The organism is Mycobacterium simiae (assembly GCF_008370645.1).
In the GTDB taxonomy this organism is placed as follows: Bacteria; Actinomycetota; Actinomycetes; order Mycobacteriales; family Mycobacteriaceae; genus Mycobacterium; species Mycobacterium simiae_A.
The window spans coordinates 1-9,010 of the sequence record NZ_VTZN01000188.1 but is presented as its reverse complement, the minus strand read 5'-3'; the positions used below and the strand labels follow the sequence as shown (position 1 = coordinate 9,010).

The 9,010-nt window shown below is 66.8% G+C and carries 9 protein-coding genes and 1 pseudogene; 1 reads left to right on the top strand and 9 read right to left on the bottom strand.

Features of this window, described 5'->3' with window-relative positions:
• Positions 1 to 132 precede the first annotated feature (132 nt).
• Complete coding sequence (locus F0Q45_RS22015; RefSeq protein WP_262491110.1) at positions 133 to 927, top strand: bestrophin-like domain; 795 nt, start codon at positions 133 to 135, stop codon at positions 925 to 927.
• A 123-nt stretch (positions 928 to 1,050) separates the two neighbouring features.
• Here F0Q45_RS22015 and groL read toward each other — a convergent pair whose 3' ends face one another.
• From groL to F0Q45_RS28015, 9 genes and pseudogenes are all read right to left on the bottom strand, one after another.
• Positions 1,051 to 2,667: a chaperonin GroEL gene (gene groL, locus F0Q45_RS22010; RefSeq protein ID WP_149655944.1), complete on the bottom strand. Its 1,617-nt coding sequence runs from the start codon at positions 2,665 to 2,667 to the stop codon at positions 1,051 to 1,053.
• An 84-nt stretch (positions 2,668 to 2,751) separates the two neighbouring features.
• Positions 2,752 to 3,054: a co-chaperone GroES gene (gene groES, locus F0Q45_RS22005; protein ID WP_007167930.1), complete on the bottom strand. Its 303-nt coding sequence runs from the start codon at positions 3,052 to 3,054 to the stop codon at positions 2,752 to 2,754.
• Positions 3,055 to 3,411: 357 nt separating this feature from the next.
• Positions 3,412 to 4,446, bottom strand: a complete 1,035-nt coding sequence (gene tsaD, locus F0Q45_RS22000) for a tRNA (adenosine(37)-N6)-threonylcarbamoyltransferase complex transferase subunit TsaD (protein WP_149655943.1) — start codon at positions 4,444 to 4,446, stop codon at positions 3,412 to 3,414.
• Positions 4,443 to 4,949, bottom strand: coding sequence for a ribosomal protein S18-alanine N-acetyltransferase (gene rimI, locus F0Q45_RS21995; RefSeq protein ID WP_149655946.1), 507 nt, complete (start codon positions 4,947 to 4,949; stop codon positions 4,443 to 4,445). Before rimI ends, tsaD begins: the two co-directional genes overlap by 4 nt.
• 32 nt (positions 4,950 to 4,981) lie before the next feature.
• Entirely contained in the window at positions 4,982 to 5,665 is a 684-nt protein-coding gene (gene tsaB / locus F0Q45_RS21990) for a tRNA (adenosine(37)-N6)-threonylcarbamoyltransferase complex dimerization subunit type 1 TsaB (protein ID WP_149655942.1), read from the bottom strand.
• Positions 5,662 to 6,147 carry a tRNA (adenosine(37)-N6)-threonylcarbamoyltransferase complex ATPase subunit type 1 TsaE gene (gene tsaE, locus F0Q45_RS21985; RefSeq protein ID WP_188113094.1) on the bottom strand — a complete coding sequence of 162 codons (486 nt, stop codon included), beginning with the start codon at positions 6,145 to 6,147 and terminating at the stop codon, positions 5,662 to 5,664. The genes tsaB and tsaE overlap by 4 nt, the downstream gene beginning before the upstream one ends.
• Positions 6,110 to 7,162: an alpha/beta fold hydrolase gene (locus F0Q45_RS21980; RefSeq protein WP_373425058.1), complete on the bottom strand. Its 1,053-nt coding sequence runs from the start codon at positions 7,160 to 7,162 to the stop codon at positions 6,110 to 6,112. The genes tsaE and F0Q45_RS21980 overlap by 38 nt, the downstream gene beginning before the upstream one ends.
• A gap of 50 nt (positions 7,163 to 7,212) precedes the next feature.
• Positions 7,213 to 8,373, bottom strand: a complete 1,161-nt coding sequence (gene alr, locus F0Q45_RS21975; protein WP_149655939.1) for an alanine racemase — start codon at positions 8,371 to 8,373, stop codon at positions 7,213 to 7,215.
• Between the two features lie 98 nt (positions 8,374 to 8,471).
• A pseudogene (locus F0Q45_RS28015) lies at positions 8,472 to 9,010 on the bottom strand (PE family protein); the annotation flags it as partial.

Genomic DNA, 9,010 nt, shown 5'->3' with positions numbered 1-9,010 from the left:
GACAGCGATCGATATGGGGGATGCGACGCAAACGCCGAGAATGTGCTTAGAGCCCAAAGCCCGTGTAGCTGCGCCCGGCGTGATGACGACTCCTACCGGGATTTGCCAAGTTCAATGTGAAGGCTGCAGCTTGTGACCGCCTGGCTGTTGAAAGACGTCCCGTCATGGCTTTTGCTGCCCGGACTGATCGTCCTTATATCCGGTGGAGCAGTACTGATCCAAAGGTATGTTCGGAATCGGTTTCCAGGGCTGAAGGGGGACACACACAACGAAGTCATGCGATTCGTCTTCACCGTGATCGCAGTCCTCTACGCCTTCTTGAGTGGTTTCATGATTAACGCGTTGTGGGGTCAGATCAATGCTGCCGATGCCAGGGCAGCGGTTGAGGGTTCGACCGGAATGCAGCAGGCCAAGAGCCTCACCGTATTCGACGAGGCCGACAGCGACCGGATTCGGCAGCGCCTATTGGAATACGAACGCGCCGCCGTAGCCGAGTGGCCACTGGTCGCGAGCGGTCAGACCCAGCCGGAAGCAGAAATGGTCCTGCACGCCCTTTACACCGCATACCAAGAAGTCCAGCCGCGCAACGATGTACAGTCGAAGTTCCTTGCCATTTCTCTGAATAACCTCGACAAAATGAGTGCGGCACGCACAGAACGAATAACCTTGGCCCGCACTGCCACTGGCCCGCCCTTTCCGTTATGGGCAGTTAACTTCGTAATAGGCACCATGCTGCTGGGCAGCGGGATTATCTTCGGCGGCACGCAGTCCGCCTTCAACCACATGATGGTGGCCGCGATGGGCGTGTTGATCGCAAGCGTCCTGTTCGTCATCGCGGAAATGTCGCATCCATACCTGGGCGAGATTGCGACCTCCCCTGAATCGCTGTGCCAGGTCGTCGCGTTTCTGTCGCCATCCCCGGCGTGATCGACGAGTGCGTCATCGACGCCAAACTAATCCAGCGCGAGCACGCGTTGAGTTCGATTCACGTCGCGGCAGTGGCAATACGAAACGCCCCGGCTAGTAAGGCCGGGGGCGCTTCGTGCTTTCCTAGTGTGCGTGACCGTGGTGATCGCCGTGGTCGTCGGCTTTGGCAGGCTTGTCGACCACCGCCGTCTCGGTGGTCAGCACCATCCGCGCCACCGACGCGGCGTTGAGCACCGCGGACCTGGTCACCTTGACCGGGTCGACGACGCCATCAGCGGCCAAGTCGCCGTAGGTCAGGGTGGCTGCGTTCAGCCCCTGCCCGGCGGGCAGTTCGCTGACCTTGCTGACTACGACCGCCCCGTCGAGCCCGGCGTTGGTGGCAATCCAGTACAGCGGAGCGGCCAGCGCTTCGGAAAATACGTCGACGCCGACCGCCTCGTCACCCGACAGCGACGCACGCAACTCCGTCAGCGCTTTGCGGGCCTGGATGAGTGCGGACCCGCCCCCGGCGACGATGCCCTCCTCGACGGCCGCCTTGGCGGCCGCAACGGCATCCTCAACGCTCTCCTTGCGTTCCTTGAGCTCGGTCTCGGTGGCCGCACCCACGGTGATAACGGCCACCCCGCCGGCCAGCTTGGCCAGCCGCTCGCCCAACTTCTCGCGATCCCAGTCAGAGTCGCTGTTTTCGATCTCGGCACGCAGCAGGTTGACTCGCGCCTCGACGGCCTCCGGGGGGCCACCGCCGTCGACGATGATGGTGTCGTCCTTGCCGACCACGACCCGACGAGCCGAACCCATCACCTCCAAGCCAATCTCCCGCAGCAGCAGGCCGGCGTCAGGGGTGACCACCTCAGCACCGGTTACCGCCGCCAGATCCTGCAGAAACGCCTTGCGCCGGTCGCCGAAGTACGGCGATTTCACCGCGACCGCTTTCAGCGTCTTGCGGATGGAGTTGACGACCAGCGTAGCCAGCGCCTCACCTTCGACGTCCTCGGCGATGATCAGCAGCGGCTTACCCGATCCGGCAACCTTTTCCAGCAAGGGCAGCAGATCGGGCAGCGAGCTGATCTTGTCCTGATGCAGCAGGATCAATGGGTCGTCGAGCACGGCCTCCTGGGCATCGAAGTCGGTCACGAAGTAGGCCGACAAGTAGCCCTTGTCGAAGCCGACGCCTTCGGTGAACTCCAGCTCGGTGCCCATCGTCGAGGACTCCTCGACGCTGACCACGCCGTCATGGCCGACCTTGGCCATGGCCTCGCCGACCAGTTCGCCGATGTGCGCGTCGCGCGAGGAGACCGTCGCAACCTGCGCAATAGCCTCTTTCCCCGATACCGGCGTGGCCGACGCCAGCAGCGCTTCGGACACCGCGTCGGCCGCCTTGCCGATCCCCGCGCCGAGCGCGATCGGGTTGACGCCGGCGGCGACTAAGCGCAGTCCGGCCTTGACCAGAGCTTGGGCCAGCACGGTCGCGGTGGTGGTGCCGTCACCGGCAACGTCGTTGGTCTTGGTGGCCACCGACTTCACCAACTGGGCACCCAAGTTCTCGAACGGGTCTTCCAGATCGATCTCACGCGCGACGGTAACGCCATCGTTGGTGATCGTGGGACCACCGAACGACTTTGCCAGCACCACATGCCGACCACCCGGTCCCAGCGTCACCCGCACGGCGCCAGCGAGCTTGTCCACACCGGCCTCCAAAGCGCGGCGCGCCACTTCGTCGTACTCAATAAGCTTGCTCATCAGGCTCCTTCGCCCTAACGCATGCCGCCCCGGCAATCGCCCGTGGTTGATGCACGGGGATCGCCGGGGCGGTACACGGTTCTGTTACTTGGATACGACAGCCAGCACGTCGCGTGCCGACAGGATCAAGTACTCCTCGCCGTTGTACTTGATCTCGGTGCCGCCGTACTTGCTGTAGATGACGGTGTCACCTTCGGACACGTCCAACGGGATTCGCTTCTCGCCATCCTCGTCCCAGCGGCCCGGACCGACTGCGACGACGGTGCCCTCCTGGGGCTTCTCCTTGGCGGTGTCGGGAATGACCAGACCGGATGCGGTCGTGGTCTCGGCCTCGTTGGCCTGCACGAGAATCTTGTCCTCGAGTGGCTTGATGTTCACCTTCGCCACGATTGGAGCCCTCCACTTACTTGATCGGATCCGGGGCCTTCGCCTCGGACTGTGTTGGTAGCGGGTCCGGAACTTCTCGCCCGGACCGGAGTTGGCGGCCGGTCCGGGGCGAGCCCCGGAACCGTCCGAATTACCAGGTGATTCGGCATTCGTCCGTGCCCTCGCGCCGTCGTCGCGGGTGCCGGCGCAGGGTCGTCCGACTGCCACCTAGCACTCTATACATGAGAGTGCTAGCACTCAAGGGCACCCCGGTGCTTCCGCGTGTTGGCGTCTTGACGGCGGCCACGCCGAGATTGCCGCGACGGTCGTGATCCGCTCACCAACCACAACCATGACGGCGATTTCGGCGCAGCGCGCCTAACCGACCTGCCCGACTACCACCGGTAGACCGGGGTCACTCGGCACGTCCAACGGCGACGGCGCCGCATCGGCAGCCACCAGATGTGCGGCGAATGCGGCGATCATGGCGCCGTTGTCGGTGCACAGCCGCGGCCTGGGGATGCGCAACGTCAGGCCAGCCTCGGCGCAGCGCTGGGTGGCCAGCTCACGCAGCCGAGAATTCGCGGCCACTCCTCCCGCGATCAGCAGCACCGAGACTTCAAGTTCGGTGGCTGCGCGCACCGCCTTCTTGGTCAGCACGTCAGCGACGGCCTCCTGGAATCCGGCCGCGACATCCGCGGGCCGAAACTGCGGATGACTCTCCAGATACCGGGCAACCGCGGTCTTGAGCCCGGAGAAGCTGAACGCGTACCGGTCGTCGGCGGGCCCGCTCATCCCGCGAGGGAACACGGGGATCTCCGCGGCGTCGCGGTCGCCGGTGCGGGCGAGGTCGTCAAGCACCTTACCGCCCGGATAACCGAGACCCAACAGCCGCGCTACCTTGTCGTAGGCCTCCCCGGCCGCGTCGTCGACGGTGCTGCCCAGCTCGATGATCGGCGCGCCCAGCGAAAGCACGTGCAACAGGTGGGTATGCCCGCCGGAGACCAGCAGCGCCACGCACTCGGGCAGTGGGCCGTGCTCGTACACATCGGCTGCCAAGTGCCCGCCCAAGTGGTTGACAGCGTAGAACGGCACACCCCAGGCAGCCGAATACGCTTTGGCCGCAGCCACTCCCACCATGAGGGCACCGGCCAGGCCGGGTCCGATGGTGGCCGCGACGACGTCAGGTCGTTTTATGCCGGCCGCGGTCAGGGCCCGGCGCATCGCGGGACCCAATGCCTCCAGATGAGCGCGGGAGGCGATCTCGGGCACCACGCCGCCGAATCGCACATGCTCTTCGACGCTGGATGCCACCTCGTCGGCCAACAGTGTCACGGTGCCGTCGGGGTCGAGGCGCGCGATACCGACACCGGTTTCGTCACAGGAAGTTTCGATAGCCAAGATGTTGGTCACCGGGCACTCCTGCGCATCGTGTATGCGTCGGCGCCACTGACGCGGTAATAGCGCCGGCGCAGACCGATCTGCTCAAAACCCAGGCTGCGATACAGAGCAAGCGCGACTTCATTGTCGGTGCGGACTTCCAGGAACACGACACCACCGCCGGCAAACTCGAGCAGCTCGTTGAGCAGCCGGCGGCCGATGCCGTGTCCCTGGTAAGGCCGATCCACGCCGATCGTGTGCACCTCGTACTCGAAGGGCGGGGTGCGGCCCAACCGGGATATGCCGCCATAACCGACCAGCGTGCCGCCACAACGCGCGCCCACATAGTGGTTGCGCGCGCTGGCCAGTTCACGTTCGAACGCCACGACGGGCCACGGGTCGTCGCCGTCGAACAATTGCGCTTCCAGTTCGGCGCACCGGTTGGCGTCCGCGAGAGTGAGCGCACCCACGGTGACCGGGTCGATGTGGGCGGTCGGCTTGCGCCTGTCTCCTCCGCAAGCGCGAGGTCCCCCCATCTCATCGCTGCGCTCCGCATTGTTACCGGCGATCATGTGCGGGCCGCCAGCGGCTTGGCATCCGGCCGGCGCAGATAGAGCGCCACCAGCGGCGGCGGGTTCTCCGCCCACTCGATCACCGCCGCGGCAGCTGACGCGGCTCCTCCTCGGGCCGCCTCCGCCCCCATCGGCACCGCGCGCACCAGGCCGACTGGCGTCGGATAAACCGGCTCACACCATGGCAGGTCGAAGCACGCCGCGTGCTCGGGCGAGCCGGCGACGGCTTGCGCGGAGCCGGGGTCGACGTCGGCCGGGGCGCTCACCGCCGGACCGTCGGTGCGGATGCCGTCGTGGTAACGAGCCCAATAGATCTCGCGACGACGAGCGTCGGTGACAACCAGCGTGTCACCGGTGGTTAAGCCGCCGATGGCGTCCAGGCTGCACACCCCGTGTACTGGAATTTCCAGCGCATGCCCATAGGCGGCGGCTGTGGCCATGCCGACCCGCAGACCGGTAAACGGTCCGGGACCGCAGCCCACCACCACGGCGTCAATGTCGGCCATCGTTAGGGCCGCATCAGCCAGCGCGGCAAGGACATTCGGCGTCAACCGTTCGGCGTGCGCCCGGGCGCCGACAGTGACCCGCTCGGCCAGGGCGGCGAAATCGGCGCCGTCGCGCCTTACCACGCCCGCTGTCACTGCCGGGGTGGAGGTGTCGATGGCGAGGATGAGTGTCATGAGCAAACCCATTGCCAGGTCGCGATCCGCACATCGGAGTGGCTGACTCGCTCCAACCGGACATCGAGGTGGCGCTCGCAGAGGCGTTCGGCCAGACCCTCGCCCCACTCCACCACCACGACGGCGTCGTCGAGATCGGTGTCGAGGTCCAGGGCGTCGAGTTCACCTAGCAGGTCCGCACCGTGCTGATCAAGCAAGCGGTAGACGTCGACGTGAATCAACGCCGGCGCGCCGCAGCGGCGCGCCGGATGCACCCGCGCCAGCACATACGTTGGCGAGGTGACCGGCCCGTCTACTTTCATTGCCGCGGCAATGCCCTGGGCCAGCACGGTCTTTCCAGCGCCGAGCGGCCCGGACAGGATCACCACGTCGCCGGCCCGCAACTGCTCACCCAACCGCGATCCCAGCGCCACGGTGTCCGCGACGTGCTCCAACGTCTGCTGCTCAGCCACGACGCCCCCACCGTTCCCGAAATCGCCTATACCGCAGCGTCATTGCGCCCGGAACGGCGCGACCGACCAGGCGGAGCAGACCCTCGTTGATGGGATCGGGCTTGTCCAACAGCGCCAGGTGACTGGCTCCGGCGACAATGACCAGTTCGGACAGTGGCAGCGAGTCCGCCATCTTCTGTGAGTATTCGTCCGGAGTCAGCAGATCGTGGTCCCCGCACGCGATCAGGGTCGGCACCTTGAGCAACGTCCACAACCCGGCGGTTTCGTCGTGCACCTCCAGGGCGTGTAGAAACTCCACCATGGTGGCGATTGGGGTGTCGGTCATCATCCGCTGTGAGAACGCGTCCAGGCTCCGGCTGACCTGCAAGTCGCTGTAGGACGCCGCGCGCAGGATCGGGCCGATCAGCGACCGCGACACGTGACGGCCACGGTGGGCCAGCTTCGGCGCCGAGCGGGCGGTAAACCGCACGGCTTCCAAGGCCGGGTTTTTCAAGAACTCGCCCAGCGGCGAGCGCGTCACCCCTTCGGCGGCCGACGAGATCACCGCCGCCCCGACGATCCGGCGACCATACTGCTCGGGGAACTGGCGGGCATGCGACAGCACAGTCATGCCGCCCATCGAATGACCGACCAGCACAATCGGCCCGCGCGGCGCGGTCGCTTGCAGCACCGTCTCCAAGTCCTGGCCGAGCTGGGTCAGCGTGTAGGTTTCGGGCGCGGCTTCACCGGACTGACCGTGCCCACGCTGGTCGTAGAAGATCATCCGCGCCCGCGGGCCCCACCGCTCGCCGAGCCGCATCCGCTGAAAGTGAAAGGCACCCATACGCAAGCAGAAGCCGTGGGCGAACACCACGGTTACCGGCGCAGTGGTAGGCCCGGCTTCACGCACCGCCAACGGCACCCCGTCGGGGGTGGTCACCACGAGTGCGCGATCGCTGTCCAGCCGCTCGAAATCCTCACCAGCGTAAGGATCTTCGGTGATGCTGCGACGTTCGGCCAGTGACCGGCGGGCCGAGGCGCCGACGATCGTGGCGACCGCGGTCAACCCGGCGCCTCCGGCATGCCAGGCCCTGGCCTTCTGGCTTTCGCTCGGACTCAACGGTTCCCGGCCTCGCGGTAGGTCCTGGTGATTCGCCCGCGCGGGCTGGTGACTACTTCATAGTGGATGGTGCCGAGCCAGTCGGCCCAGTCGTGTGCGGTGGGCTCTCCGCGGGTGCCGGGCCCAAACAGAATCGCCTCATCGCCTTCGGCCGCGTCGACCCGGCCGGGCCCGAGATCGACAACGAGCTGATCCATGCAGATCCGGCCCACGCCAGGTCGCCGACGACCATTGATCAACACTTCCAAGCGCCCGCCCAGCGACCGAAATACCCCGTCGGCGTAGCCGATCGGCAGCAGCGCCACCGTGGTGTCGTGCGGCGCCACCCAGGTGTGAGCGTAGGACACGCCTTGTCCGGCGCCAACCGATTTCACCAGTGCAACAGCACATTTCACTGTCATAGCCGGCACCAGGCCCAGGTCGCCAAGCTGAGGCACCGGGCTCAGCCCGTATACCGCGATGCCCGGCCGCACCAGGTCGAACGTCAGGTCTGGACGGGCCATCGTTGCCGAGGAATTCGAGAGGTGCGCCACCTCGAACCGCACCCCTTGGTCGTCGGCGTAGGCCAGCATGTCCCGAAACCGCTGCGCCTGAACGTCATTGATGGGCGCCTCCGGTGCGTCGGCGAAGACCAGGTGCGACATCAGCCCCCGCAGCCGGATGGTCTCGTCGGCGGCGGCCTGACGCAGCGCGGTCACCATGGCTGGGTACTCCGCCGAGGCCACGCCGTTGCGGTTGAGCCCAGTGTCGACCTTGACGGTGACGCTGGCCTGCCTACCGGTGCGACGCACCGCAATTAGTAACTCCTCGAGTTGGCGCACCGAGGAAACCGCGATCTGCACGTCGCCGGCCAGCGCGGACGCGAAGTCGAAGCCAGGCGGGTGCAGCCAGGCCAGCACCGGCGCATTAATCCCGTCAGCGCGCAGCTTCAGCGCCTCATCGACGGTGGCCACCCCGAGTTCAGCCGCGCCCGCAGCCAACGCGGCCTGGGCGACCCTGGTGGCACCGTGGCCGTAGCCGTCGGCCTTGACGACGGCCATCACCTGGGCGCGCCCGGCGTGCTCGCGCAGCACCCGCACGTTGTGCTCGATAGCGCCCAGGTCGATCACGGCCTCGGCAAGCACGCCCGGCTTCAGGGATATCGGCGTAACGGCCACACCGGCAATTCTCCCAGAGCCCGACCGTCCCCGAAGAATCGGCAGCCCTCATACCGATGAGCCAACCGACAGCCGCCGCATCCCTAGCAGGCGGCTGGCTAAATCGGTCCGGTGCCGCCGGGGGCACCGTTAGCGCCGGCAACACCGCCGGATCCGGGGGCCCCACCTAATCCGCCGAGCCCGGGGTTGACATTAGCTGGAAACAGGGCCGCGAAGACGCTGCCGCCGTCGCCGCCGGCACCGCCGTTGACGCCTGCCCCCGAGCTATCGCCGCCGTTGCCGCCTTTACCGCCGGTGGCGATAGAGGTGGCGTTGTTGGTCCCGCGGGCCAACGCGCTACCGCCGGTGCCGCCGACCCCGCCCGCTGCGCCGGACCCGGCGTCCCCGCCAGCGCCGCCGGTGGCGCTTCCCGAGCCGGAGTTGTCTGCTGTCCCGCCGGATCCGCCCTTGCCGCCGTTGACGGCGCCATCGCCTCCGGCGCCACCCGCGCCAGCGGTGACATTGTTCGTGTTGGCGGCGTTACTGAGACTCGCCTCACCGCCTCGGCCGCCGGCCCCGCCGTCCGAAGTGGTTCCGATGCCGCCATCGCCGCCGGCGCCGGCGATGGCGCTGCCACCGGCACCAGTCGTGCTCGCCG

Excerpts from the sequence above, each read along its gene's own strand:
- groL (WP_149655944.1), bottom strand. The coding sequence starts at position 2,667 with ATGAGCAAGCTTATTGAGTACGACGAAGTGGCGCGCCGCGCTTTGGAG.
- rimI (WP_149655946.1), bottom strand. The coding sequence starts at position 4,949 with ATGGGGGGACCTCGCGCTTGCGGAGGAGACAGGCGCAAGCCGACCGCC.
- tsaB (WP_149655942.1), bottom strand. The coding sequence starts at position 5,665 with ATGACACTCATCCTCGCCATCGACACCTCCACCCCGGCAGTGACAGCG.